At 47.7% G+C, this 25,272-nt stretch carries 23 protein-coding genes; 14 read left to right on the forward strand and 9 right to left on the reverse strand.

Going from position 1 to position 25,272, the window contains the following annotated elements; translation table 11 throughout:
- Positions 1-58: 58 nt before the first annotated feature.
- Entirely contained in the window at positions 59-340 is a 282-nt protein-coding gene (locus AAIH57_RS09970; protein ID WP_430021520.1) for a hypothetical protein, read from the forward strand.
- A gap of 248 nt (positions 341-588) precedes the next feature.
- Here AAIH57_RS09970 and AAIH57_RS09975 read toward each other — a convergent pair whose 3' ends face one another.
- Both AAIH57_RS09975 and AAIH57_RS09980 read right to left on the reverse strand, forming a co-directional pair.
- Positions 589-747 carry a hypothetical protein gene (locus AAIH57_RS09975; RefSeq protein WP_430021521.1) on the reverse strand — a complete coding sequence of 53 codons (159 nt, stop codon included), beginning with the start codon at positions 745-747 and terminating at the stop codon, positions 589-591.
- Positions 748-1,228: 481 nt separating this feature from the next.
- Positions 1,229-1,756, reverse strand: a complete 528-nt coding sequence (locus AAIH57_RS09980; protein ID WP_175397659.1) for a hypothetical protein — start codon at positions 1,754-1,756, stop codon at positions 1,229-1,231.
- A gap of 366 nt (positions 1,757-2,122) precedes the next feature.
- Here AAIH57_RS09980 and AAIH57_RS09985 point away from each other — a divergent pair, with 366 nt between their 5' ends.
- The 3 genes from AAIH57_RS09985 to AAIH57_RS09995 all read left to right on the forward strand — a co-directional run bounded on the left by AAIH57_RS09985 (position 2,123) and on the right by AAIH57_RS09995 (position 3,453).
- Entirely contained in the window at positions 2,123-2,488 is a 366-nt protein-coding gene (locus AAIH57_RS09985; protein ID WP_175397658.1) for a hypothetical protein, read from the forward strand.
- Positions 2,489-2,606: 118 nt separating this feature from the next.
- The gene (locus AAIH57_RS09990; protein ID WP_430021522.1) at positions 2,607-2,912 is read left to right on the forward strand and encodes a hypothetical protein; all 306 of its coding nucleotides are present in this window, start codon (positions 2,607-2,609) and stop codon (positions 2,910-2,912) included.
- A 40-nt stretch (positions 2,913-2,952) separates the two neighbouring features.
- Positions 2,953-3,453 (forward strand): hypothetical protein, encoded by a 501-nt coding sequence (locus AAIH57_RS09995; protein ID WP_430021523.1) that lies wholly within the window; start codon positions 2,953-2,955, stop codon positions 3,451-3,453.
- Between the two features lie 102 nt (positions 3,454-3,555).
- Here the strand turns inward: AAIH57_RS09995 and AAIH57_RS10000 are convergent, their stop codons facing one another.
- Genes AAIH57_RS10000 through AAIH57_RS10015 form a run of 4 tightly spaced genes read right to left on the reverse strand, consistent with a single transcriptional unit; the run spans position 3,556 to position 7,310 of the window.
- Complete coding sequence (locus tag AAIH57_RS10000; RefSeq protein ID WP_430021524.1) at positions 3,556-4,719, reverse strand: Ger(x)C family spore germination protein; 1,164 nt, start codon at positions 4,717-4,719, stop codon at positions 3,556-3,558.
- Positions 4,719-6,221 carry a spore germination protein gene (locus tag AAIH57_RS10005; RefSeq protein WP_430021525.1) on the reverse strand — a complete coding sequence of 501 codons (1,503 nt, stop codon included), beginning with the start codon at positions 6,219-6,221 and terminating at the stop codon, positions 4,719-4,721. Before AAIH57_RS10005 ends, AAIH57_RS10000 begins: the two co-directional genes overlap by 1 nt.
- Positions 6,178-7,239, reverse strand: a complete 1,062-nt coding sequence (locus tag AAIH57_RS10010) for a GerAB/ArcD/ProY family transporter (protein ID WP_430021526.1) — start codon at positions 7,237-7,239, stop codon at positions 6,178-6,180. The genes AAIH57_RS10005 and AAIH57_RS10010 overlap by 44 nt, the downstream gene beginning before the upstream one ends.
- A complete protein-coding gene (locus tag AAIH57_RS10015; protein ID WP_430021527.1) occupies positions 7,179-7,310 on the reverse strand; it encodes a hypothetical protein in 132 nt (43 codons plus the stop codon). Before AAIH57_RS10015 ends, AAIH57_RS10010 begins: the two co-directional genes overlap by 61 nt.
- A 275-nt stretch (positions 7,311-7,585) precedes the next feature.
- On the opposite strand from AAIH57_RS10015, the gene AAIH57_RS10020 reads away from it, so the two are divergent.
- From AAIH57_RS10020 to AAIH57_RS10060, 9 genes are all read left to right on the forward strand, one after another.
- Positions 7,586-9,601, forward strand: coding sequence for a family 10 glycosylhydrolase (locus AAIH57_RS10020; protein ID WP_430021528.1), 2,016 nt, complete (start codon positions 7,586-7,588; stop codon positions 9,599-9,601).
- 4 nt (positions 9,602-9,605) lie between these two features.
- Complete coding sequence (locus AAIH57_RS10025; protein ID WP_095288712.1) at positions 9,606-10,559, forward strand: ABC transporter permease; 954 nt, start codon at positions 9,606-9,608, stop codon at positions 10,557-10,559.
- Positions 10,560-10,601: 42 nt separating this feature from the next.
- Positions 10,602-11,483 carry a carbohydrate ABC transporter permease gene (locus AAIH57_RS10030; RefSeq protein ID WP_347382608.1) on the forward strand — a complete coding sequence of 294 codons (882 nt, stop codon included), beginning with the start codon at positions 10,602-10,604 and terminating at the stop codon, positions 11,481-11,483.
- Positions 11,484-11,563: 80 nt separating this feature from the next.
- Complete coding sequence (locus AAIH57_RS10035; protein WP_430021529.1) at positions 11,564-13,096, forward strand: extracellular solute-binding protein; 1,533 nt, start codon at positions 11,564-11,566, stop codon at positions 13,094-13,096.
- Positions 13,097-13,114: 18 nt separating this feature from the next.
- Complete coding sequence (locus tag AAIH57_RS10040; protein ID WP_430021530.1) at positions 13,115-15,196, forward strand: family 10 glycosylhydrolase; 2,082 nt, start codon at positions 13,115-13,117, stop codon at positions 15,194-15,196.
- A gap of 59 nt (positions 15,197-15,255) precedes the next feature.
- Positions 15,256-17,589 (forward strand): helix-turn-helix domain-containing protein, encoded by a 2,334-nt coding sequence (locus tag AAIH57_RS10045; protein ID WP_430021531.1) that lies wholly within the window; start codon positions 15,256-15,258, stop codon positions 17,587-17,589.
- A 99-nt stretch (positions 17,590-17,688) separates the two neighbouring features.
- Entirely contained in the window at positions 17,689-18,582 is an 894-nt protein-coding gene (locus tag AAIH57_RS10050; RefSeq protein ID WP_430021532.1) for an NAD(P)-dependent oxidoreductase, read from the forward strand.
- Between the two features lie 283 nt (positions 18,583-18,865).
- Positions 18,866-19,609 carry a nuclease-related domain-containing protein gene (locus AAIH57_RS10055; protein WP_430021533.1) on the forward strand — a complete coding sequence of 248 codons (744 nt, stop codon included), beginning with the start codon at positions 18,866-18,868 and terminating at the stop codon, positions 19,607-19,609.
- 262 nt (positions 19,610-19,871) lie between these two features.
- The gene (locus tag AAIH57_RS10060) at positions 19,872-20,729 is read left to right on the forward strand and encodes a hypothetical protein (RefSeq protein WP_430021534.1); all 858 of its coding nucleotides are present in this window, start codon (positions 19,872-19,874) and stop codon (positions 20,727-20,729) included.
- 106 nt (positions 20,730-20,835) lie between these two features.
- Here AAIH57_RS10060 and AAIH57_RS10065 read toward each other — a convergent pair whose 3' ends face one another.
- The 3 genes from AAIH57_RS10065 to AAIH57_RS10075 form a co-directional block, all read right to left on the reverse strand.
- The gene (locus AAIH57_RS10065; protein ID WP_312884333.1) at positions 20,836-21,504 is read right to left on the reverse strand and encodes a DUF2642 domain-containing protein; all 669 of its coding nucleotides are present in this window, start codon (positions 21,502-21,504) and stop codon (positions 20,836-20,838) included.
- A gap of 13 nt (positions 21,505-21,517) precedes the next feature.
- Positions 21,518-22,885 carry an arsenic transporter gene (locus tag AAIH57_RS10070; RefSeq protein WP_175397644.1) on the reverse strand — a complete coding sequence of 456 codons (1,368 nt, stop codon included), beginning with the start codon at positions 22,883-22,885 and terminating at the stop codon, positions 21,518-21,520.
- Positions 22,886-23,073: 188 nt separating this feature from the next.
- Positions 23,074-23,850 carry a DUF6897 domain-containing protein gene (locus AAIH57_RS10075; protein ID WP_430021535.1) on the reverse strand — a complete coding sequence of 259 codons (777 nt, stop codon included), beginning with the start codon at positions 23,848-23,850 and terminating at the stop codon, positions 23,074-23,076.
- A gap of 343 nt (positions 23,851-24,193) precedes the next feature.
- On the opposite strand from AAIH57_RS10075, the gene AAIH57_RS10080 reads away from it, so the two are divergent.
- A complete protein-coding gene (locus AAIH57_RS10080) occupies positions 24,194-25,246 on the forward strand; it encodes a CotH kinase family protein (RefSeq protein ID WP_430021536.1) in 1,053 nt (350 codons plus the stop codon).
- Positions 25,247-25,272 lie beyond the last annotated feature (26 nt).

Genomic DNA, 25,272 nt, shown 5'->3' on the forward strand with positions numbered 1-25,272 from the left:
TATTGAACATGCATCAGAATGTTATTGCAATATATTTTCGCATGGGGGGATATGGAGAATGACTACAACCACAGTGTCAGGGCAGGAAGAGGAGCGCTTATATGAAGAGCTGTGGCGTGCGCTGGAAGATGTAGAAGAAGGCGAGGAGCGGCAAAGAGTTTTGAAACGCATGATCAGGCAGCTCAAGTTCGCTAAGTGGCAAAAAGAACGAATGCGTAAGTTCAATACCTACTGCGAAAATGTAAGGCCGGCAACACTTTGGATTATTTTAGGTACAGGGGCGCTTACACCAGTTTTGTTATTTAGCATGTTCATATGGGTGTCGCTGTGGGTGGAATGAGGTTGGAGAGTTTACTTCTTTAGATCAAGAAGCTCTTTGGGCATCCGCTGGAAGGAATTTGTGATCTGTGAACTGAACGTCCACTCCATAGTTCTCTTTAAAATAGGCAAGGCGCACTTGCTGGGCTTTCTGTACAATTTCTTTTTTCTCGTCTGACGTACATCCGGCAAATACAAAAGCGCATATGCATAAAAATGAGAATGTAAACGTGAGATGCTTTTTACTGAGAAGGTTCACTTGATTACTCCTTACTGAAGAGGTTTGATTTCATCAGGTACTGAGCCTGTTTTGACTTCATAGGTATCATAGTCCACCAAGGCGAATATCTCCTGATCTTTATTTCCTTTTACATATCCCGTCAGTGATACCGTATGAGACAAATCAGCCGGAATGAAATTCAACATCAATTCCATAGGTCTCTTTAAAATGGGCAAGGCTCACTTGCTGGGCTTTCTGTACAATTTCTTTTTGCTCGTCTGACGTACATCCGGTAAATACAAAAATGCATATCATTAGAAATATGAATATAAGATACTTTTTATGGATCATGTTCACTTGATTTCTCCTTGCATTAATTGCACAAGCGATAACTGTAAATAGAGGTGGAGAGTTTTTTGTTAGCTGCGAGTGCTTAATAGAGAATTACTCCTTTTTTAATTCTTCCGGAAGAGAAACGGTTTCCACTTTTAGCGGATCGTATTCTACAAGTACAAATACCTTTTCAAAATTCAATCACTCCATCTCAAATAACAACGATGTAAACCATTCATATATAACATATTATAAGTTTAATTGGAATTACATAGGAAAAAAGAACCGCTAGCAATCGGATTTAGCATTCCGACCTTAACGATTCTTTGAGTTAGACTTATGTTAGTGCGACACTTGCTAATGCTTACCATCTAAGGTTTGCACCTGTCCTTGCATATACTGATGATATTCACGGAAACTGCTGATGTGATGCAATGCATCGGTTTTGGATGACTGGGTCTTGATTTTTCCGTTTCCTGGGTTGTTCTTCATTTGAGTCAGAACCGTTTTGGATCCTTCGATATCACTGGACATTTCCTGAATTCGCTGGAGCAACGCCGGATGTCCTTCGTGTTGAAGCATCTCAGCGAGGGGTCTCATTTCCTCAAGTTTTTGGCTGGATCGTTCGAGCGTGGTCATCACCTGATCCCCGTCGGTTTTCGCACTCAACGAAACCATCCGGTGAATATGATCTTTCTCCATTCGCTCAAGCGCCTCCAGATGGGAAGCTTCCAGTCGTTTGGGATCGTTCCAGCTCTCGGTTTGAACCCCTGGTTCATTTTGCTGTGATGCCTGGTTTGCGTTATTCCCGTTATTCCCACATCCCCATAGTAAAGATGAACAGGTCAGGATTGCACCGACTGCAATGATGCTTTTCAAGCTCATATTGTCACTCCTTCAATATTTTCCTGAAGGTAGTATGAGCTACAGCCATCAGAATCATGCCTGCTTGTTTCACTTTTTTACTAAAAATTACGCATAACCCCAAATATTCTGGTAGTAACAGCCCATGTTGACTTTGTATTAATTCAATTTATAAGGTTGAAATTGCAGACTATTAGCTTATTTTTGCAGGCCTGCATTTTCGTCTATGTGGTCTTGATTTATAATAAATTTATTTGAATAAAAGGTAATTATTCCAAATGGACTATATCTAGCGGTTGAACAACGTGTTCGATAAGTTTTTTTCGGTCCATATCTAACGAAGTAAGGCGTATTTAATCACTTTTACCTGCAAATCAAGGGAGGGCTATGCACATCTACAACAACCCGATCTGGCGCTGGACCTTTACGCTGCTGTATCCCGCCATTATTTTCATCTATCAGAGCTGGGGGCCAATATTGGATTCGTGGGCAGTTCCCATTATCTTTGTTGCTCTATTTTGCTTTCTGTGGAGCGGGATTGAGGAGATGTTTATTTCGACCGGACTGACCTGGTTTGTGGCTATTCCGTGCTGGTGGTATTTTATCGAGCGTCCGAAGCCGTCTTTCGGTGCGGAGCATTTTGCGGCACATTTATGGTTAATCGTCATCATCTATATCGTTGTTGTCCTCATTCCCCAAGCGCTTATTCTGACCACGCGTTTGCGGATCATGGATTATTTGAATAAAAAGTGAGATAGGAGAGGGCAGCTGTTTGCCTTCTTCTTAGATCATTCAACTCATGCATTGGAGAGATGTAGATTTGCCAAATAAAGACCTAGATCGAAGCAAAGAAAGAAGTTTTTTGTACATTATGATATTCACTTTATTATACGGTTTGACGTTGCTGCTCTGGCCGTTGATCGCTTTTGCCATGGGAATGTCGCTCGCTGCACCGACACCTCCCGAATACGAGGTCGCAAGCCGTCTGGAAGGTACACTGCTTATGACGTATCCCATCGGTGTTATTGCAGCTATAATCTCGGGTTGGGCATCTTATCATGCGAAAAGATATATCTTTCCTTACTGGATCATGCAGCTGCCTCTGTTATGGTTTGCGGCCTGGATATTGGTAAGTTACTTAGGAACAGCGCTATCTGAGGTGCCATTTTTACGGTAGTCTTAATATACATAGCGTTACAACCCAGGGAGGGATGCATATGAATCGCATAAAACGAGTCAACAAACCATATTTCATCTTTCTGCTCTGGAATGTACTTATGGTCTTTGTCGTACACGGGTTAACATTCCATCATGAACCTGGCAAAGGAGTTTCCGGCAACGGTAATCCGGGAGTTCTGGTTCTCTTTCCATCCCTTCTGACATTTGTAATCCTATGTATCTGGACAGTATCACTGTCCAAATGGTGGCTATATGATCAGCGCCAGTACAGGGGTGGGAAAGTATACATAATGGTGCTCCTCTTTGCCATCCTGCTGTGTGTACTGTCTGTCTTCCTGGAGCTTCAAATGATCGAGAATTTACGCATACAGCTTCATGGTTTTACGAATGACCCGGATTCGGCAGTGTACCGTTTTGGCTGGTTGAACCAGTACACGAATACACTTTTTTATAACCTTCCGATCCTGCTGTTCGGGCTGTCATTTTCTACATTGATTGGCTGCCTTATGGAACGGAGGGTGCATAGTAGCAATCAATGAATCCTATCTTCATCTTCCATACCTGAAATGAAAATAATCCGAGTATTAAACAAAAATCCCCTTATTCCGGCTTCAGCCAGACAAGGGGATTTTGCTGCCTTGCTACACTTTCCTGCGGAATTTACCCGTATAAGGAATGGTAATTTTAACTTTCAGCTGCTGGATTGAATCCTCCGTAAGGATCATCTTGGAGCCATCGTCGGAAAGCTTGCGCCACAGGCTCGGATTTTTGCGATATAGCTTTTCCTCAAGGCCATAGATATCGACACCGCGTTTCAGTCCCTGACGGTACGTTTGCAGGATCTGATCCCGTAACGTGTTCTCGCTGAATTGGACCATCTCATCATAGGAGATCGGGTTGAGGTATTCATACAAGGCTGTCAGGTACTTGGCATCAATGTTGAAACGAACTTCATTGCCTTGAATGACAGGCTCAATCTTAAGGCTGGGCAGGCCGACACTAAGGACCCCATAAATGGTTCCTTCATTTTCAATAGCAAGTGGTGCGCGCCGCAGATCCTTGAGCAGCCAGTGGTATCCTGGGAGTTTAGTGCGGGACAAATATTCAAAGTTATTTCCGGTTCTTTCGAAAAAAGCTCCGTCGATCACAAATAGTTCATGACTCTTTTTGTTCTGCGACCAATGATCCTTGTTCAGGGCAATACATGGAAGATAGGTTGTCGTGGACGGATCGTTATGGGTAGCAATCAGCTTGAAGCTGAGCACCGGAGGAAAGAGCGACTCCTCCAGAAAACTGGGAAGCGGGTTATGCAGAATGCTGTCCAGCGGCGACATATTGTATATGGACGTAGCACTTAGAATATCTTCAAGCGGTTCACGAGTGCCGTACACCCAAGTCGTATATCTTGATTCAGGGAAACGTCCGAGCATATCAAACACATCCTTGATATGATTGCTTGTCAGAATATTTTCGGCCATAACGATGGCCGTCACATGTCCCCAGGCAATATGGAGCTGGGCACTGCGGAACAGTTCATTTACAGCCAGATTCAATGTTTTCCCCGCTGCATGTCCCACCCATATGGGAGGAGGCTTCTCATTTTTGGTTGAACTCTCACTTTTGGCTACACTGGCAAAGTCCATAGTCTGTACGTACACTTGATACATTCCGTCCTTATAATCGACGCCGATCGCTTTGGCATAGTCGACCTGTTGAATCTCATAGGCACTCCAACACCCGCTGGTAACGATACACAGAGCAAGACTAAGCAGACCTAACGAACATCGGCGTATCTGCTGTTTCATCAATCATTACCTTCCTTGCGAGGCTTCTGCGTTTCGAGATATACGGGTCTGCGTTTCATCCAGCCCTTCGGCAGCTTGAACATGGAGGCGAGGGCCTGTTTGATATTCAGCGGACTCAGCGGGGTCAGATAAGGGATGCCGAATGACTTCAGATCGGTCAGATAGATCAGGAACAGGATAATGGACAGAATGAACCCATATATACCAAGGGATGCTCCCAATACATAACAGAAAAAGCGCAAAATCAGAACCGAGCTCGTCATGACCTGATTCACGATCGTTGCCCCGGCGACGACCGTTACGGCAATGACGACAATCATGAGCGGGGAGACCATGCCCGCACGAATGGCTGAATCCCCGATGATCAATCCTCCAACGACGGTCAGCGTCTGACCAATGGCGCTGGGAAGCCGTACCCCTGCCTCCCGGAACAGCTCCATCAAAAGCATAATGAGAAACATTTCTACACCCGATTCCATAGGCAATCCCATTCGTCCAACCGAGATCGTGGCTACCAGCGGGAAAGGCAGCTGGTCCATGTGAAATGAAGTAAGGGCAATATAGAAGCCAGGCAGGAATATGGTTACCAATAGTCCGATAAAGCGCAGCATACGGCCCATATTCACCGAAAGAAATGGAAAGCTGGCATCCTCGGGTGATTTGAGAAGCAGAAACAGATTTACCGGGCCAATGATGACGCTTGGATTGCCATCCACAATGAGGACGAAGCGACCGTTCTGTAGACATTCCGCTGCAAAATCGGGTCTGCCCGTGTAATGGGTTACCGGAAACAGGGTGACTTTCGAAGGCGACAGCAATTCTTCCAGCTCATTTGCGGTCAGGATTCGTTCCGTATCAATTTTGCGCAGCCGATTCTTGACATCATCGATCAGATCAGGGTTTGCAATGTTTTTGATATACATCAGCGCTACTTTGGTCACCGAACGTGAACCGATTAATTCAATATTGCAGGCCAAATCGGCTGTCCGCAGACGTGTGCGAATTAACGTGATATTGACGGACAACCGTTCGATAAAGCCGTCCCGGGCTCCGCGGATGGATACTTCAGTCGTGGATTCTTCTGGTGTACGGGTAGGGATATTGGAAATATCCATGCTCCACATCGTCTGAAGGGAAGGGATACAGATGAGCATATGCCCCTCAAATACCCGCAGGGACATCAGTCTCGTTCCCAGAGCCTTATCCTGCAAATCCATGCGGGTCCATTGAAGGTTGATGGATCTCTCAATATCGGATGTACGAACAAAGTGAGTACTCTCGTAGGCCCGCGTCAATTCGGGAAGAATAATATCATAGATGGATTTGCTGTCCACCATGCCGCTGCAATACACGATGATGATCTGTACGGGAGACTCCCCGATCATATGGCTGCCGATGATAACATCGTCTGATCCGGCAAAAAAGGTCGTCAGGTTGTGTTCGTTGATACGAAAAGACTCATCCGGGTGAAGATCCTTCTGGGGTGTGGTTGTGATCGGCATGGGCAGGAGCCTCCTTGTCTTTTTTATGTATGAACGCGGCCAGGGTCAACAGAACTGTGACAACCGACACATAGGCGAGCATTACGGGAAACTGAATGTGGTTCACATAATAATCGACATAGTCAATTCGCCACCACTGTACGGCCACAAAACACATGATGAATGCGACGGACAAAACAGCGATGTATCTCTTTCGGGGTCTGCGAAAATCGAGCAGATCCACAATGAGATAGATGGAGATAGCCACTCTGGCAAAAGAACCACTCAGCCATTGATAGATGGATAGGAAATCCACGTGCTGGAACAGTTTCCCGATATTGACCAGCTTCCATTGTTCATAGGGGCTGTTTCGCTGCTTGGCCGCTTCCTCCGGACCGAATTCAACAATAGCTCCCAGAGTAGGGCCTATCGCCATAGTAATCATGAATAATCCCAGCAATAGAATATGCCACCAGCGAATTTTGCTTTTGACTTTGTGCTGAAAGAGCATCAATATCCAGATCTCCATCAGGCCTGCGAGCGAATAAATCATGCCTTTCAGAACGGGACCGGCACCATATTCCATGATCGGGAACAGCTGGCCATAGTCCTTGTATTTCATGTTGGCTGACATCACGAAGTATCCCAGCAAAATCACGAAAGGGAGCAGGATACTTGAAGTCATGGCAATGGACCGGATTCCTTTGGCAGCCGACCAGGCAGCAACTAACACTCCACCTCCTGCGAGCACGTATGTCGGGGTGAATTGCAGATAAGTGGACACCGTCCAGTTCGTTGTCTCATATAAGGTATGTGTTCCGAGTGCAAGCAGCAGAAGTGAGGCAGAAATACGGAAGATCCAGGAAGGGACAATGCCGAATTCCCGCGTAATCCAGTCCGTCAAACGCTGTCCCCTCACCCGGCGAATGATCACGAACAACATACATAGAAACAACATGAAGAAAGGCGCAGCAGCCGCTACGGATAACCAGCCGTCTCTGCCTGATCCAGAATGGCCGGAATAGACAGAACATGGCATACAAGTCCGGCACTGAGCAAAATGATGGAAAAGGAAAGCCATATCGTGATTTCACCCTTTTCACGGCTCATGGGAATCCTCCTTTCCGTCCAAGGAAGTTTCCGTTAGGTTGTACAGCATATGGGATTTCGATTCCTCTTATCTGCTTTTGAAGCAATTGCTTCATATCATGGCGAACGGACAAATTTTGTCTCCATTTCCGGGGTGTTTGCCATAATGCTGCACATCTTCCCGGGTAGAACGGACATATATTTCCTGCTTCACATCTGCAAAAAATGTCCCTACTGTGCCTGTCATCCAGGGTTTACCGTTAAGGTACATCGCAGACAAGAGGAGGACGATGCGAATGAACTGGTGGTCTTCAAACCGGCTTCGCCTGATTCAAAACAATCTCCGCGAGATTGACGCGGACATGAATGTGGACCTGTTGATGAAGGAGCTCCAAGAATTCCAAGCCAATGTGCTAATGATGAATGCAGGAGGAATGTTTGCCTTTTATCCATCTACATTGGAGCATCAATATGTTACGCCTTATCTTCAAACCGATTTGCTGCAGGAGGCGATCTCGAAGAGCCATAAGCTTGGAATGAAGTTTATTGCCCGCTTCGATTTCAGCAAAGCGCACGAATCGCTGTTTGAGGCACATCCGGAATGGTTTTATCGTGACCGTAACGGACAGGAAGTGAATTACTACGGGATTGTGCATACGTGCCTGAACGGGGAATATCAGCAGGAGAAGTCCATCGAGTCAATTACAGAAGTGCTTGAGAAGTATCCGGTAGACGGCATTTTCTTCAATATGTTCGGTTACCAGCACTGGGATTACAGCTGGAACCACTATGGACCTTGTTATTGTGAGAATTGCAGGCGTCGTTTCCAGGAGGTTTGCGGGGCTGAACTGCTGGACTATACCGGTCCGGAGCATGAATTGCATACAGCGTATCTTCATTTTCAGGAGGTTACCTCCCGAGAGATTCTGAACAAAATCCATGACGAGGTAAAATCCCGCTGGCCTCATGTGGCGATAAGCACCTACCATCCGTATCAAGTCGACATCATTCGTAAGGAATCGAATACATCGCTCACCCGAAGCTTGCCCTTATGGCCGTATTCGGCCTCAGAGAATGTAGCTTCTGTAGTGAGCAGCTGGGACGATAAAAGGGTCAGCAATTGCAGCATCAATGCCATAGATCTGACCTATCGATTCACGGGTGTCTCACCCTATGAGACGGAAGTAAGGTTATATCAAAATATCGCCAGTGGATCCGGGCTCGACTTCTGCATTATTGGGGCGTTCGAGGGGTACCCGGATCGAAAGAACTTTGCGGCAGCCCAGGAGATATTCCGATATCATGCAGCACATGAACATATCTATGGGAGTCTCGCTACAATGGCTGAAGTGATCTTAATTAAACCGAAGGCAGCTGAAGCGTGGACCGAATATTTGGGACTGTTCAAAATGTTAAAAGAATCTCACGTACTGTTCGATGTCATCGTTGAAGATCAGATAACAGCCATGAGGCATAAGCTGGCTGCGGTGAAGGCGGTCATCCTGCCTGGTTTGCAAAGACCCCAACCAGACACCATAGAAACGCTGGGCGATTTGCTCAAACAAGGAGTTGCACTGCTTGCTACAGGAAATGCTTTACGCGACGATGCAGAAGCGTTGTCTGGCTGGTTTGGTGCAGTTCATACAGGAGATACCGACATGCTTCCTGCTGCATACCTTCAAGTGTCGGATGCAGATCGTTTTCCCAGTCTGAAGGAGCGGGAATGGATCACGGTTAGCGGTGGTTTTGCACATGTGCAATTTGATCCCTCCAAAACAGAGTGCTGTATGCCTTATATTGAACCTGCATCCTTTGGGCCGCCGGAACGGGCGTATGGACACCGAGTGGGCGAAAGCTACGGACTGGGGATATCCAACCCGGCAAATGGAGGTACAGCTGCCTATTACACATGGAACCCGGGTGTTCTGTATTACAGACACGGCTTCGAAGACCACAAACATGCCGTGACGGATGTTCTGACTCGGTTGATAGGTGAGAGTCTATTGAAGACGGGGCTGCCTGCCAGTACGGAGCTGTTTCTGAATCGGACGGACCAAGGGCATGTGCTTCTCCAGCTTCTGAACTTGTCCGGCTTCAACGGAACGACATACATGGAAGCGATACCGCTATTCGACCAAATCATTGAGCTGAACACGATGGGGACACCTGCTCGTGCCTACTCATTGTGTTCATCGGAGGCCATTCCAATCAAAGTCGTGGGGAGCAGCGTAACTCTAAGCATTCCCAGGCTGAAGAGCTATGAAGCCATTGTGATCGAGATGGACCCTGCCCTGAAGAAAGAGGTGACATAAACCGATGAAACCCCAGATAACGACGGTGAACCGTGCGACGGGCAAGCTGCAATCGGGCAGTCTTCTGTCACGAATGTATAAACACCGTATGATCTATTTGCTTATTTTGCCGGGGCTGCTGTATTTCCTGCTGTTCAAGATCGTGCCTCTCTGGGGACTGCTGCTGGCTTTTCAGGATTACAATCCGTTCCTCGGGTTTACGGGAAGTGAATGGGTGGGATTCAAGCATTTTAATGAACTGTTTGCCAGCTCCAACTTCTACATCATGCTGCGTAATACACTTGCCATTAATCTGATCGCGCTGGTGTTCCATTTCCCGCTGCCGATCCTGCTCGCCTTGATGTTAAACGAAATTCGGCATGAGACGTTCAAACGAATCAATCAATCTATTGTGTATCTACCTCATTTTCTATCATGGGTCGTCGTTGCCAGTATGACGTTTTTCCTGCTCTCGACGGACGTGGGGATCGTGAACAAGCTGATTGCACAGAGCGGTAAGGACACGATTTCATTTCTATCGGAACCGAATTATTTCTGGGGACTGCTTACAGCTCAAAGCATGTGGAAGGAAGCCGGCTGGGGAACGATCATTTTCCTCGCAGCCATGGCGGGAGTGGACCCTCAGCGGTATGAAGCTGCTGTTGTCGACGGGGCCGGACGTTTCCGGCAAATCTGGCATATTACGCTGCCTGCCATCCGCCCGACCATTATCATTTTGCTAATTCTTCGCCTGGGCAGCATGGCCGATACGGGTTTTGAACAAATTTTGCTGATGATGAATCCGCTGGTTCGTTCGGTTGGAGAGGTGTTTGATACGTATTCCTACACGTATGGCATATTGCAAGGCAAGATCAGCATTGGGGTTACCGTAGGGCTGTTCAAGGGGCTGGTCGGATTGTTCCTGATCGTGGCGGCCAACAAAATTGTGAGAAGACTCGGACATGAAGGGATTTATTAAACTTGGAGGGTTGTTGTTCTTTCCTGAACAGGAGGATAGGTTATGAGCTTTGTTGTGCAGAAAAAGGGGCTGACGCTCTTTGACTGGATCAATTACAGTCTGGTTGCTTTAATCTCGCTGGCATGCATATTCCCGTTTTTGTATGTATTCAGTGTGTCGTTTACGGATCCGAAGGTGTATGTGCCGCTCAAGTTTTATCTGTTCCCGGAGAAATGGTCGCTGGAATCCTATCGATATATTTTATCGACCAACAGTTTTATCAATGCCTTTAAAAGCACGTTGTTTATTACCATCGTAGGTACCATACTGAATATTATCGTATCCTTCACCATGGCTTACGGGTTAACCAAGCGATCTCTGCCCGGGCATAAGTGGATTATGGGATTGGTGATTTTCACATTGGTGTTCAGTGCGGGGATTATACCGAATTATTTGCTCGTGAAAGAGCTGGGACTGCTGAACTCGTACTGGTCCATGATTCTGCCTGGACTGACGAATGCCTGGAGCCTGATTGTGATCAAAAGTTTTCTGGAATCCCTTCCTTCCGAATTGGAGGACGCGGCACAGATTGATGGATGCAGTGATCTCACAGCGTTCTTTCGGATTATTGTACCGTTATCCATGCCAGCGATTGCTACGTTTACACTATTTTTTGCAGTAGGACACTGGAATGCGTATTTCAATGCCTTAATCTATTTGTCCGATTCGAGCAAATGGACGCTGCAGCTGCTCATCAAGACGCTGGTCATTGATTCAAATTCCGTCGCCGTAGCACAGGCAGGCGCAAGTGATGAAAGTGTAGTGCCGCAGGAGACCATTCGAATGGCATCGATCGTACTCGCAATGGTACCAATTCTGATCGTGTATCCATTTTTGCAGAAGCATTTTGCCAAAGGTGTCATGATTGGTTCGGTCAAAGGCTGACTGTTGATGAAGTTGGGCTATTGCCTATGTATAAATGCAAACGCTTACTATATTTCTGACGATAAGGGAGATGACGGCGAATGAACAAGATCAACAAACGATGGACAACATGGCTGTGCATGTTCTTGGCAGTATCCATGCTGGCAGCATGTACGGGAAACAGCGGTTCCGGTGAGACCACAGGCAGCACGAATAGCGGGGAGTCGGGTGGCGATCAGCCGCTGGATATCAAGATGTTTGCAGGCTTGTACAATGAAATTCCCGATATGAACAACGAATACTGGACCGAATGGGAGAAACGTACCAACGCCAAACTCGATATTGAGTGGGTCCCTTCGGGAGATCTGGATACAAAGCTGGATTTGCTTCTCGCCTCGGGCGATCTGCCGGAAGTGGTGGCCTACCAGAATCAGATTCGCCCAACCCTGATTACCGCGATTAAAAATGGTGCTTTTTGGGACCTGACTCCTTTTCTTGGAGATCTCAGTGAATATCCGAACCTGAAGGAGAACCTCGCGCCCGATGCTCTCAAGTACCTGTCAGTGGATGGGGGGATTTACGCCGTTCCACGCTCCCGTTCCCGAGTTGATGGAGGACTGAAAATTCGGGAGGACTGGCTAAAGCAGCTGAATCTGCCCATTCCCAAGACATTCGAGGAATATAGAGAAACCCTGAAGAAAATTGTGGACAGTGATATGGATGGCAATGGAAAAAAGGATACGGTCGGCTTGTTGTTTGTCAACAATCCACCAGCCATGTTCCAGGCCGGATTCGGGGCGTATAACCCGACCTATGATAACGATGGCGGGCTCATGAGCCCCGGTTTAACACCACAATATGTGGAGATGGTCGAGTGGTTCCGCGGACTGTACGCGGATGGGCTGCTGTCCAAGGAGTATGCCGTTATGAAGGAGAGTCAGGCAGAGGAATTGTTCAAGACCAACCGGGCCGCGTCCTACGGACGTCCGATCTGGTGGGATCATGAATGGGAGCAGGCCATGAAACAATCCGGGCAGCCAGATGCCAAAATTCTGAACTTGTCACTGACGGGTCCCCATGGGGATGCAGCGGTCGGACTGGAGACCGGAGTTGCGGGCGGTTTCTATATTTCGAAGAAGGTGCCAGAGGAAAAGGTGAAGCAGCTTCTGAAGTATTTTGACATGACCGCTTCTCAGGAGATGACGGATTTCGCCTACTATGGAATCGAAGGCACGCACTATACGGAGAAGGATGGACAGAAAGTGCTGACCGAGCAGGGTGTCAAAGAAGTCAACACAACCAGCAAAGGGGCGGGAGTGCTCGCGTATGCCAAATGGGGCAAGGTCATTAGTGCTTCCGGCGACAAAGCTTATAATGATGCCAAAATCAAGGAAGTGGAGAACTTCGACGAGATTGGAAAGATCGACTTCTATCGGGTGATTACCTCAGAAGCCTGGAGAGAGACGTGGCCCAAATACGGAGACGAGTACAGTTCCATGATGACGAGAACGATTGTAGGACAGATCAGTGTGGAAGAATTCAAGGCCTACGTGGACAAATTGAACAGCCAGCCAGACATTAAGCAGGCATATCAGGAAATGGCAAAAGCCTATGAGCAATTTAATCAACAATAACGAAGTAGAGGAGAAGCGATGAAAACTCCAAACCCCAATGATAAGGAACAGCGTCCCTGGTGGCAGCAGCCACTGCGTATCATTCAACCGAACATGCAGGTAAAGGACACCGGGAAGATTGATCCCGAACGTCTTGCAGATCAAATGCTGGAGATGGGTGCCAATGCGATGGTGTTTAATGTGGGTGGAATCTACGCCTGGTACCGATCCGATGTGGCATTTCATGTGCACAATGAATACTTGCCCCGCGGCAGCGATCTGCTGCGGGACATGATCCGGAGCTGTCATCAGCGGGGGATTCGCTTTATTGCCCGCTTTGATTTCAGTAAGGCAGAGGATTCGGTCTATTTGCAGAAACCCCAGTGGTTTGTGCGCAGGGAAGGCGGGCAGCCGGATATTATCGGAGCCACCCGTCCAGGGGCTTGGCCTCTTCTGATGTCGACCTGCATTAATGGAGGTTACCGTAACGAAGAGCTGGCTGTTCCTGTTATCCGTGAAGCACTGGAACGGTATGAAATTGACGGTGTCTTTTTCAACGCACCAGGATATGTATTTTGCCAATGCTCCAAGTGTCAAAAGAAATATAAGGACATATATGGCACAGCGCTGCCGGAAACTTCTGCGGAAATGGCATCTGATTTTGCAGCCCGCTGTTTTGATGATAATCTGGGCCGGATGTATGAGGTAATCAAGGCGGTCCGGCCCGAAGTGCCGATGATTCTGTACTATAATCTGCATCGGGATAATCTGGAGAAACGAGTCTCTATCACCGATATGCTCTGTACCGAACCGCAGGACGTCTTGTCACTTGGTCACACTCGCATCCCGGAGTTTTGGCAGCCAGCACTCAGTATTAAGGTGGGGCGGTCCGTTCCAGGCCGTCCTGATCCTTTCGGGATCGTTCACTCTTGTCCAGGCATGGACTGGCGTCACACCGGGCTCCCGCCTGCCGAATACCGGTTCTGGCTCTCGCAGATCCCTGCCAATGGCGGCCAGCTCTGGCATTCATTAACCGGAATCCCGGATACGATTACCGATAAGCGCATTTTGCGTACCGTGACGGAAGTCAACAGGGATGCGGCGAAGCTGGCTGCTTGTATGGATGGGGCGAAGCCAATGAACCAGGTGGCGATCATGTGGAGTGCCAATCGTTCAGCAGAAGGCTTGGCTGAGGCACTAATCCATAAACATATCCCGTTTGATGTGATTTTGCCTGAACAGATGGCGAGCGTGAACCTGCATCTTTATCCGGTTGTTCTCTTGCCTGAAGGATTTGCGTATTCGTCCGACTTTGCAGAGTTGCTCCACGATTATGTGAGTCAGGGTGGCCGCATTATTGCAGAGGGCGAACTGCCGAAGGATGAGAACCCGAATGAATATGTGCTGACGGACCTGTTTGGTATTTCCGGGGAAATGCAGGAGAGTGAGGATTTGGTTGCTTCATACCTGCGGTTTGAACAAAGGCATTTTACAGGCAAAGAAGTGAACCCGCTGCAGCAGAAGCTGCAGGAGACCGAATTAATACCGCATCGCGGCAGGGTCATCTATTGTCAGCCTATCGATGCAGAGGTGCAGGTCCTGGCTACGCTGGTCCCCCCATTTTCCCCATTGGAAAGTGTCGGAGCTCCTCCAGAACGGGCATCACTGGCCGTAAAACAGACAGAACTGCCACTGGCGCTGCTGAGAACGTATGGAGCAGGGAAGACATTATATTTCCCTTTTTCACTCAGCAGCCTGATACAAGAATTTAAATTGGAGGACCACTTCAGATTGTTTGCCAATGCTGTAGATTTGCAGCTGAACGACAGAGCTCTGGTATCGATCACAGAAGCACCCGGATTACAGCTGACAGTTTTCCGCAAGGATCACAACCTGCTGATTCATCTGGTAAACGGAGCAGGGCGCAGACCCTTGTCATCCGTACTTCCGTTACACGATATGGTTATCACGGTCCGTTCAGGGGAGGGAAGTCCCGCCGGCGAAGCTGAAGCATTGATGGCTGGAGTACATCTGAAGACGGAGATGATCGGAAGTGAACTGAAAATTAACGTGCCTACGCTGGACGTTTGGGAGTGTATCCGGGTACCTCTCTTGATATAATGAACCCGAACAGTTTATGGCGAGATGAGTGCAGGACAGCAGCAGACGGGGGTGATTCCATGAGGCGCATGATGCAGACCATCCAATCAGCGCTTGACCGCTGGTTCGCAACGAATGGTTATCTGAAAAGACTGATTTGGTTGGGGTGCATGTCGGTGGTCATTCCGGTCGTGCTTGCCGGAAGCGCTTACTATCATTTCTCCATGATTAAATTGACCGAACAATTCCAGGATAACAATATGGCCTCATTGAATTTGCTCAAAGACAGGGTGGAGAATATTCTAACCAATATGGAGCATGAATCCATGCAGCTTGCCAGTGGTCCGTTAATGCGAAATGCACTGGGGAGTACCCATTATGAGAGTGATTACTTTCTCCATCTGGATCTGCTTGATCTGTTTCAACTGCATAAAAACACCAATAACTTGATTGAAGAAATGATTTATTTTGACGCTAAAACGGATATGGTGTTGTCCCATTATTATGGATTGGTTTCGCTCGCAGATTACAAGGAGAAGCAGGATATGAAGGCTGCACTTGAAGGGAACACACAGGCAGGGTGGGCGTACCTGCCTCAATCCGGAGAAGCAGGCTACATCTCCTATGTCAGGAAACTGCCCGTCATGGGCCAGGGGGAGCCGCGAGGAGTAGTTATCTTGCAGATGAAAGAACAGGAGCTCCGGAGTTTGCTCCGCAGCTATTCCGTCAGTCTGGAGGATCAGTCTCTGGCCATTCTTAATGCAGACCAGCAAATTATTTTGCACACCGACGGGCCTGGCGAGATCGGCAAAATGGCATCGGAGGATGCTGTGCTGCAGCAGATCGCATATGCAGAAGGCAGGGAACGGTCGGGTCATGAAGTGCTGAAGGGTGAACACGGCAATGAGCTTGTGGCATATGCCTCGGCATCGATGGGGAGGACGTATGTGTCCCAGCTCCCTGAGCGGGAGATGATTGCCCAATTGAACTGGATTAAGGTATTAATCCTGATTTCGGTATCCATCTTTGTGCTGGTAGGCATGCTGCTCACCTGGTTCAGTTCACGACTGGCCTATAATCCCATCCAACAGCTGCTGCGATACGGGGAAAATTTGCGCAGGAACGGGCATGAATCTTCTCCGCAAGGAAACGAAATTGAATATATCAGGTCATCACTCAGCTATCTCAATGAACAGACGGAGACCCTGAATCGGTATATCGAAGGCATACAGCCCGATCTGCGCGATCGTTTTCTGCAGAAGTTACTGCAATTTAGCGGTTCATGGAGCGGCAGCAGGCTGGATGAAGAATGCGCCAGACATGATGTGCCAACAGAGGGGCAATTTCTGGTGCTGGTTGTCAAAGTCGAGAATCTGGTGAAGAAAAAACGTTTCTTGCCCAGCGAAGGACCGGTGATTGTATTTGCGCTGAGAAATGTAATGGATGAGCTGCTCAGCCAAGAGCATGACTTGAGGGGATATGTCGTAGACAAAAATGACAGTGACTCGGTAGCCATACTGCACTTCAATCCGGAGATACCTTCTTCTGAAGCAAGACAGAGGGTATGTCGTTACGCTGAGGATATTCATCATGCCCTGGACCAGTATTTATCCTTTTCAGCTGCAGTGGGCGTGGGGCGTCCCGGTCAACTTGCTGGCGTAGCGGAGTCTTTCCGCGAAGCCCAGCTCGCCCTGCAATATCGGTTATTTGACGATGCTGAGAATGTTCTGTTCTATGAAGATATTCTGGCCACCCAGCGTAATCCGGTCTTTATGTATCCCCGGGAGATGGAAGAGGAGATCCTTGAATCCCTATGGAATGGAATGCTTCCCCATGCGGAAGATGCGCTTCACAGGTTTTCCAAAAGAGTTCGTTCCTCCGAATCTTATACTGTCATGATCCAGGGGTATCATATGCTGCTATCGGCGATCATTCAATCCATGGAAACGAAGGGTCCCGGCATGCTGGAACGGCTGGGCGGGAATCTGTTCGATCAGCTTCAGGAGAATCAGACATCGAAGGAAATGCACGACTGGTTTATCGGTGTGCTGTTTCCGTTATGCATTGAAACCAGTCAGGATCTCCGCACCAATTCTTCCCGTCTGATCGTCCAGCGGGTCTGTGAACATCTGAGCAGCAGGCCCGAAGGATTGCAGTCATTATCGGATTGTGCTGAACTGGTGAACGTCAGTCCTTCCTATCTGAGCAGGCTGTTCAAGAAGGAGATGGGGGTATCCTTTATCGAATACTTAATGAATCTGAAGGTGCAAAAAGCGAAGCAATTGCTGCAGGACACCGATTATACCATTACGGAAATTGCCGAACAGGTAGGGTATTCCGAACGTAATTTGAACAGGGCATTTCAGCGTTTCGTTCAGATGTCGCCTAATCAATATCGGATGTCGGTCCGCTAGATTTGATGCAAATGATAGACGGCGGCGTACGAAAGCTATAACATACAGATATAGCGATCCAAGACACAAAAACATAGAGAAACAAGGAGGAAACCTACGATGACAAATACGACGAAGGCACCTGGAGAAACGAAAGTTGGCTTTATCGGTACAGGCGTTATGGGCAAAAGCATGGCAGGTCACATCCAGCAGGCGGGCTACCCACTGCATGTTTATACGCGTACGGCTGCCAAAGCGGAAGCATTGGTGAATGAAGGGGCCGTATGGCATGACACACCAGGAAAACTTGCAGCGGGGTGTGATGTCATTATCACTATGGTAGGGTATCCGAAGGATGTAGAGGAAATCTATCTTGGTGAAGATGGTCTTGTGGCAAACGCCAAGCCAGGTTCAACCCTGATTGATATGACAACCTCCAGCCCCATGCTGGCTGCTCGCATTTTCGAGGCTGCAGAGGCCAAGGGACTGCATGCTTTGGATGCACCGGTATCGGGTGGAGATATTGGCGCACGGGATGGCAAGTTGTCCATCATGGTTGGTGGTACTTCGGAAGCATTCGAAGCGGTACGTCCGCTGTTCGATTGTATGGGCACCAACATTGTGCTGCAGGGCAAGGCTGGTTCAGGCCAGCATACCAAAATGTGTAATCAGATCGCCATTGCATCCGGCATGATGGGTGTGTGCGAAGCACTTGCTTATGCCAAAACATCGGGTCTGGACGCGGAAAATGTGCTGAAGAGCATTGCGACCGGAGCAGCCGGAAGCTGGTCGCTTAGCAATCTCGGTCCGCGCATGATCAAGGGTGATTTTGAGCCTGGATTCTATGTAAAACATTTTATCAAAGACATGGGGATTGCCCTTGAATCGGCCAAAGCTATGGGCATGAAGACGCCGGGTCTTGCGCTCGCGGAATCCCTCTATCAGGAAATATCCAGAAACGGTCTGGATGAGAAGGGTACACAGGTGCTCTATACGTATTATCTTCAAGCTTAATTGAAACTTATCACAAGAAGCAGCGTGTTCTTTTTCTTAGATGGAGAGGGAATACGCTGTTTTTTTAATTTTTGGCCTATCACATGCGTCTAAAGTCACAGTATTGGTTAAATATTCTCTTATACTTTGGTTTATAAAAGAGAAATAGGCCTGTCGCCCTTTAATTTCACCCTACTTTATCCGACATAAGTAATAGAAGTTTACATAATGGAAGTGCAAAGATGTCGTTCAACTGTCGTAACGGTCCCCTGTAACTCATACTATATTAGAACGGAGCTTGCCCATGTTCAAAAAAATCCTGTCTCTGTTCAAGACACAGCCAGAGCTTGCCAATCCGATTACAGCTTCTGCCGGAGCGATGCCGGCAGCTAGTCCAGCGCCTGCACGACTGGTCCGGAGCCGTCGCAAATCCAAGTCAAAATCCAAACACGAATCGGACTGGATCAGAGAGCCGGAAGAACCGAGCACAGCAGATCGGTTGTACAGTCTTCCAGGGCAATACAAGGTCCTGAATGATCTGCTCGTTCCCAATCCGAAATCACGTTCGGGCTATTCCCAGATTGATCATGTTGTCATTGGCCCGCGGGGGATCTTCGTCATCGAAACCCGCAACCTGACGACAGGTGAGATTCGTGGAGGCCGCAGAGAAGCCAATTGGACCGTCAGCACCAGCCGAATCAAGATGTATAATCCTCTGATGCAGCATCGGGGCCATGTTGAGGCCGTTCATGCACATCTCGGAGATTATAAGCGTATGCGCCTGATTTCGATGGTGACCTTCACCAACCGCTGCCGAATCAGCGTGGATCCTGCAGTGAGATATGTAAATTCGGATGAACTGGTAATTTATGATCATGAATTGGTCGAAACCATTCTGCGCAAAACGGAAAAGCTTGAGGCAGATGTTCCTGAGACGTTATACAAGGAACAGGATATTCAGGCCATCCATTCCTTGCTCTCCGCAGCCAATTGCACGGAAGCACAAACCCGAGCAGAACATATAGAGAAGGCCAAAGGTATTAAATAGCTTTTTGCAGACACTGTTATCCTTCGGGATGACAGTGTTTTCTTTGTACTTTGGTTGGGGAATCCAGTCATGACAGCTCACAGAGACAGGTACATCGTCGTATACACCCAAAATTTAACTTATGATAGAATGTAGACCAATGCTTACCTGTGAATATGGCATGTTATCCGAATGTAGATCATATATGGAATATGAATTCAATTTTACATGCCATGGTTAATGTAGTTTATATGCATACATAAGATAAGGGGAAGATTATGCCATGAGATGGACACAACCGATTCGGATGTTTACGGCGATATTCAGCTTGGCTGCGGTTCTGACCGCATGCGGCGGCGGGGCCAAGGAAACTGCCAGTCAAGAGCCTGTTCAGGAGGCGGGTACTGATGCGACAGCGAGCAGCAGCACCGAGCAGTCCGGAGCCGAAACTGCAGCGGCAGAGGAGATCGGGAGTAACACTTCGGAACCAGCCTCCACTGCTACGGAAACGTTGAAAGAACTGCAGGACGAATACGCGGACAAGCTTGGTTATATTCGCATCCCCCTGGACGATCATCCGGTTCGCCGGGTCAGTGAGGAAGGTTCCAAAAATATTAACGTTGCCAATTACAGCGATACAGTGGTGGATATGAATGCGGAGGTGCCGATTCATGCCAATACACAGCGTTTGATTGATGACGCATTTCCCTTTTTTACGACTGTGCAGGCACCTGACGTGTCTTATATAACCTGGGAGGAAGCCACCAATCTGGAACGGGCGATGGTCAAAACGCTGTTTATCTCGCGTGAAGGTCTGCTGATTACTGAAGATGCCATGAATAACAAGGATTACAGCAGCCAATCGTTTCAGGACTCCATGGATTTCTTCAGAGTAACCGCCAAATTTGAATCCATGGCCCCGGTTGCGCAGCACCCATATGACATCACCTTAAGCCAGCTCTATGACAAGGCCCGCAAATCATGGGGCAAGCTGGCAGCCATGGACCCCGAGCAGGATGAGGCAGCGTTTGCCGAGATGTACAAGACGGCGAGAACAGACGCCAATAACGCCATGGGGCTGCTTAACATTTTGCTGTCCACGAATGAGGAAGAGCGCATGGAGCAGACTTACGGAAAATAGAAAAGAAGCTAGCCAATGTATAGACTTGCACGAATATCTTCACCAAAAAATAAAGAAAGGTCCATCTGTGATAAGCAGAATGGACCTTTTCTCGTAATACCCCCATTTAAGGCAGATGAATGGTTTGAACATGATCGGTGTGCATAATCAAGGTATTGCCCTCTGCTTCAACCAGTTCAAGTAAATTGTTGTCTGCAGCTTTCAGTAATCCAGCCCGATATGGCTTGTCACCCAGATTCAGGATGACAAGTTCACCAACCATTTTCTGAAGCTGTTGTTCCAGTGTACGGGAAAGGGGCATGGACGCAGGCTGAATGGGGAAATGCTGCTGACTTAGGGAATAGGGTGTGCTGTTTGTCGGAGAAGGTATAATGTATTTCAGATGATTGATGGAGACGTAGACCGCATGATGTAGTGGAGAGAAGAATATGAAGTAGTCGTTCATAATATTCGTAATATAACCATGCAGTGTGCGTCCGCCTATCGAAATTTCACTGAATCTTCCACGGGCATTCATCAATATTTTGCGATACGATATATTGTTGTGATCCATTTCGGGATCAGGCGGTGGTACGTTGGTAGTGGAGCTAGTATCCTCCGCTTTATTCACATGCATGGATTGAAGGTGATGAAGGGGCACATAGGTGAATCGCTGTTGTCCGTAAACCACAATCAAGTCCTGACCCATATCAATAATCTCACCCTGAATCGGAAATTTACAGCCGGATAATTCCAATTCGATGGATTTTCCAAGCCACATTGTTGGGAATTTCACAGTATACCTCCTCTCAATATAGAATAGAAGTCCAAATATATAGGGAAAATAGGCTGACAATTAGACTAATTGGTATCACAATAAAGGTGACTTTCATATACTGTTTCCAAGAGACTCGCACATGGTGGGTCTTTAAAATATACATCCAGATCAACGTTGCTAGGGTGCCTATAGGTGTCAGTAAGGCTCCAATATCACTTCCCAGAATGTTGGCAAGATAGGCCAGATGCAGCTGTGTATCACTTAACTGAAGATCTGTTACTGCAAATGTTCCGATCATCACAGAAGGCAGGTTATTGAACAGATTGGATAATAGAGTAAGCATTAGCCCTGATACAGCAATGAGGCTGGCGTTACCACCTTCTACCAAAGGTTGCATCCATTGAATGATAGTAGCTGTCATTCCAGCCCGATGAAGACTATCCACAATAATATAAATGCTGAAGGCGAAAAGTAGAATATGCCAGGGCGTTTGAGTGATTACATCCTTAAGTCCAGTCCGGGTGCGATACCAACGCACAGCCAGCATAAGAACAACACCTGTGATCGCGACAACCTCCATACGAATGCCCCATTGCTCAGCGAGAAAGTATCCTGCACGAATAAATACGACAATTCCGATACAGACTCGAAACAGCCACCAGTCCACCTTCTTTGCGCTATCGGTTGGTTGCGTCTCCTGATCTCCTGTTTGCAGCGGATGATACCCCGAACCGGATGGAGATTGCAAGGATATAGGGAAGTGATGAATAACCTTGGGAATACTTTTTCGAAAATAATAGAATAGCAGTACCGTCATCACAATAATTCCCAGCATCGATGGCACAAACATCATCTGGGTATAGGTGTTTAGGTTCAAACCTACCATTTGCAAAGCGATCAGATTGGCGAGATTACTAAGTCCGATTGGCGCACTGGATGCTGTAGCGATGAGCGCCCCTGAGATCAGGTAAGGTAATTGCTGGTGCATTTTCAGGCGAAGTATGGAACAGATTCGCAGGATAATTGGAGTTGTGATCAGTATGCTGCCATCATTGTTGAAGAAGACCGTCATGAGAAAACAGAGTAATAGAATCAACCAGAACAGTCGGAAGCCGGAGCCTCGTGCCTTTTCGATCATATTGATAGCGATCCAGCGAAAAAAACCGATGCTATCAAGAATAATCGACATAACAATGGTAGAGAGAATGGTTACGGCTGCCCCGGAAACAATCCCGAAGATGCCAACGATATGAGCGAAACTGCTCACGCCAGTTAAAACGAGAAGAAGGGCGCCTAGCGAAGTAGGAATGGACTCGTTTAATCCGCCAGGCCGCCACATCAGGAAAATGACAGTGATCATAAATACCCCGAAGGTTAACCACAATTGATAATCAGGCATTTACTGTGATTCACCTCCCAGGGGGAGAAGTCCTGGTGGAGATTGAATCGAATGTTCATGGGTTGGAGTGGGCCTTCCAGGTAAAACGATCCAGTATAAAGGCGCACCGATCAAGACAACGGCAACGAAGATCAACATGAGTATTCCCCCCTTTAAACTGGTTGATAACCTAAGCTGTTACGTGATCATTAAGATCTCTTTTTACCGCCGGATCTGTTACCGCCGGATTTGTTACCGCCAGACTTGTTGCCACCAGATTTATTGCCTTTGGACTGATTGCCTTGATTGCCGCGTGAACGATTGCCCTGAGCTCCCTGGGAACGGTTACCGCGTGATTGATTGCCTTGAGCACCTTGCTGTGCACCTTGGGAGCGATTCCCCCGGGAGCGATTCCCCCGGGATTGATTGCCTTGAGCAGCCTGATTACCCTGGGAACGATTGCCGCGAGACTGATTGCCTTGAGCAGCTTGGTTGCCTTGGCTCGTATTGTTACCATTGTTGTTGCTGTTGTTGGAGTTATTGTTATTGCTGTTATTATTGTTGTTACTACCGCGTACAAGGGATACGGATTTCACATGCTGCATGGGAATGCGGACAATTTCCTGATTTTTCAAAGTCATAATTAACTGGTTCTGATTGGCATCGGCCAGGATGCCTTCGACTTTTTCAGGACCCCCCCGGTTAATCTGAACACGACGGAAGCGGAGTGCTTGCATAACGCCCAAAAACGAGTTGGATGGAATCGGGTTCTCCATGGCTGCATTTCTGTTTCCGCCGGAACGACCTGTGTCTGTTATGCTTTTGACATGTGTTTCATTGACATAGACAATTCCTTCCTTGCAGTTCATCGCCATATAGTCCCACCGTACGTCCATTAAGGTGCCCTGTACGGCATCTGGGCCTCCCCGGTTAATCTTGATTTCTCTTCCCAACAAACCTCTCATACCCTGACCGTTCATAGACATTGTGTTGTTCCCCTTCCGTGATATAAGTTCAGATGGACAAAAATGGCGGATGTTTTGATGATCCCTTCCATTCGTCATTCGTGTCTGTCTGTAGTTTAATCATATGTAACATGCTATTTTGGGGGACTAGCCTGACAACCATTTCTATACTATTTTGGCTATAATCTATGAGAAGAAGGCAATGTTCATAGATTAATGGCTCGAGTATTCCGCATTCCGGAAGGCCTGACTTGTTGGTGTTTTGAATAAACTGTGTATCAGCCCTTACGGCTTGCTGTGCTCCTGCATAGGATGGTGTAACAGCCTACGGGCAATCTCACAGGTCTTCGAAAGGCGGATGGAAATGGCTTTACCTGTTTACCACATCACTGTGTCCGATAACGAATATCAACAGTTAACATCGAACATCTGGTCAGATACGTTTGTGAACGGAACGATGCAGATGGACGGCAAACAGCTTCCAATCCGGATTCGATACCGGGGAGGACACACACGTGGCTATGTCAAAAAATCATTTGAGATTCGAACGTCCAGCCGGACTTTCCATTTTAACGCTGAGTACGATGATCCCTCCCTGCTGCGCAATGCACTCTCTTTCCGTTTTTTTGAATCCATTCGTGTCCCGGCTCCGTCTACACAGCACTGCATACTTTATCTGAACGGGCAGCTCAGGGGAGTCTATGTGCGAATTGAGGGTGTTAAATCGTTCTTTTTTCGGCAGCGAAAGATACCTGTTCGAAGCATTTTCTATGCAGTGAACGATCAGGCAGGATTTGCGATTGATCCGAACTCGGATGAAACAGACACCGATCTACTGTCCGGATATACTCTGATTCGCGGTAAGGACGAGGACCGTACGAGGCTCCGTAACTTTATCCAGCAGCTGAACACGAAATCCAGGCAGGAATTGCTTCGCTATTTGCAGTCGAGAATCGATACGGACAACTATTTGCGCTGGTTGAGTGGAGCTGTACTTACAGGGAATTTCGATGGTTTTCATCAAAACTACACCTGGTATGAGAAGATCAAGACCCGGAAGTATGCCATTTTACCGTGGGATTATGAGGGAACCTGGGGAAGAAACTGTTACGGAGCGAGAGTGAACCCTAACCTCGTTCGAATCCAGGGTTATAATAAACTTACAGGACGGCTGCTGGCCTTTCGCCTTTTTCGTCAGCATTATAAGAGAATGATGAAGCAGCATCTGACGAACGCTTTTACAGAGAAGCGGATTATGCCGATTGTATATCGATTGCACAGCCAGATTCGTGAAGCGGTGGAGCAAGACCCCTACATGAAGTGGCCCCTGAATGTTTTTCACGGTGAACCGGAAAAGATTCGTACCTATGTGGCAGAGCGCCGGGAGCATTTGCAGAAGGAATTACATCGATTGTAGATGTCACAATAGAGGAAAGTGAGAAG

It is taken from the genome of Paenibacillus sp. MABNR03 (assembly GCF_050455445.1).
In the GTDB taxonomy this organism is placed as follows: Bacteria; Bacillota; Bacilli; order Paenibacillales; family Paenibacillaceae; genus Paenibacillus; species Paenibacillus xylanilyticus.

Coding starts and splice junctions, on each gene's coding strand:
- AAIH57_RS09970 (WP_430021520.1), top strand. CDS start 59: ATGACTACAACCACAGTGTCAGGGCAGGAAGAGGAGCGCTTATATGAA.
- AAIH57_RS09980 (WP_175397659.1), bottom strand. CDS start 1,756: ATGAGCTTGAAAAGCATCATTGCAGTCGGTGCAATCCTGACCTGTTCA.
- AAIH57_RS09985 (WP_175397658.1), top strand. CDS start 2,123: ATGCACATCTACAACAACCCGATCTGGCGCTGGACCTTTACGCTGCTG.
- AAIH57_RS09990 (WP_430021522.1), top strand. CDS start 2,607: ATGATATTCACTTTATTATACGGTTTGACGTTGCTGCTCTGGCCGTTG.
- AAIH57_RS09995 (WP_430021523.1), top strand. CDS start 2,953: ATGAATCGCATAAAACGAGTCAACAAACCATATTTCATCTTTCTGCTC.
- AAIH57_RS10000 (WP_430021524.1), bottom strand. CDS start 4,719: ATGAAACAGCAGATACGCCGATGTTCGTTAGGTCTGCTTAGTCTTGCT.
- AAIH57_RS10005 (WP_430021525.1), bottom strand. CDS start 6,221: ATGCCGATCACAACCACACCCCAGAAGGATCTTCACCCGGATGAGTCT.
- AAIH57_RS10010 (WP_430021526.1), bottom strand. CDS start 7,239: ATGCCATGTTCTGTCTATTCCGGCCATTCTGGATCAGGCAGAGACGGC.
- AAIH57_RS10015 (WP_430021527.1), bottom strand. CDS start 7,310: ATGAGCCGTGAAAAGGGTGAAATCACGATATGGCTTTCCTTTTCCATC.
- AAIH57_RS10020 (WP_430021528.1), top strand. CDS start 7,586: ATGAACTGGTGGTCTTCAAACCGGCTTCGCCTGATTCAAAACAATCTC.
- AAIH57_RS10025 (WP_095288712.1), top strand. CDS start 9,606: ATGAAACCCCAGATAACGACGGTGAACCGTGCGACGGGCAAGCTGCAA.
- AAIH57_RS10030 (WP_347382608.1), top strand. CDS start 10,602: ATGAGCTTTGTTGTGCAGAAAAAGGGGCTGACGCTCTTTGACTGGATC.
- AAIH57_RS10035 (WP_430021529.1), top strand. CDS start 11,564: ATGAACAAGATCAACAAACGATGGACAACATGGCTGTGCATGTTCTTG.
- AAIH57_RS10040 (WP_430021530.1), top strand. CDS start 13,115: ATGAAAACTCCAAACCCCAATGATAAGGAACAGCGTCCCTGGTGGCAG.
- AAIH57_RS10045 (WP_430021531.1), top strand. CDS start 15,256: ATGAGGCGCATGATGCAGACCATCCAATCAGCGCTTGACCGCTGGTTC.
- AAIH57_RS10050 (WP_430021532.1), top strand. CDS start 17,689: ATGACAAATACGACGAAGGCACCTGGAGAAACGAAAGTTGGCTTTATC.
- AAIH57_RS10055 (WP_430021533.1), top strand. CDS start 18,866: ATGTTCAAAAAAATCCTGTCTCTGTTCAAGACACAGCCAGAGCTTGCC.
- AAIH57_RS10060 (WP_430021534.1), top strand. CDS start 19,872: ATGAGATGGACACAACCGATTCGGATGTTTACGGCGATATTCAGCTTG.
- AAIH57_RS10070 (WP_175397644.1), bottom strand. CDS start 22,885: ATGCCTGATTATCAATTGTGGTTAACCTTCGGGGTATTTATGATCACT.
- AAIH57_RS10075 (WP_430021535.1), bottom strand. CDS start 23,850: ATGTCTATGAACGGTCAGGGTATGAGAGGTTTGTTGGGAAGAGAAATC.
- AAIH57_RS10080 (WP_430021536.1), top strand. CDS start 24,194: ATGGCTTTACCTGTTTACCACATCACTGTGTCCGATAACGAATATCAA.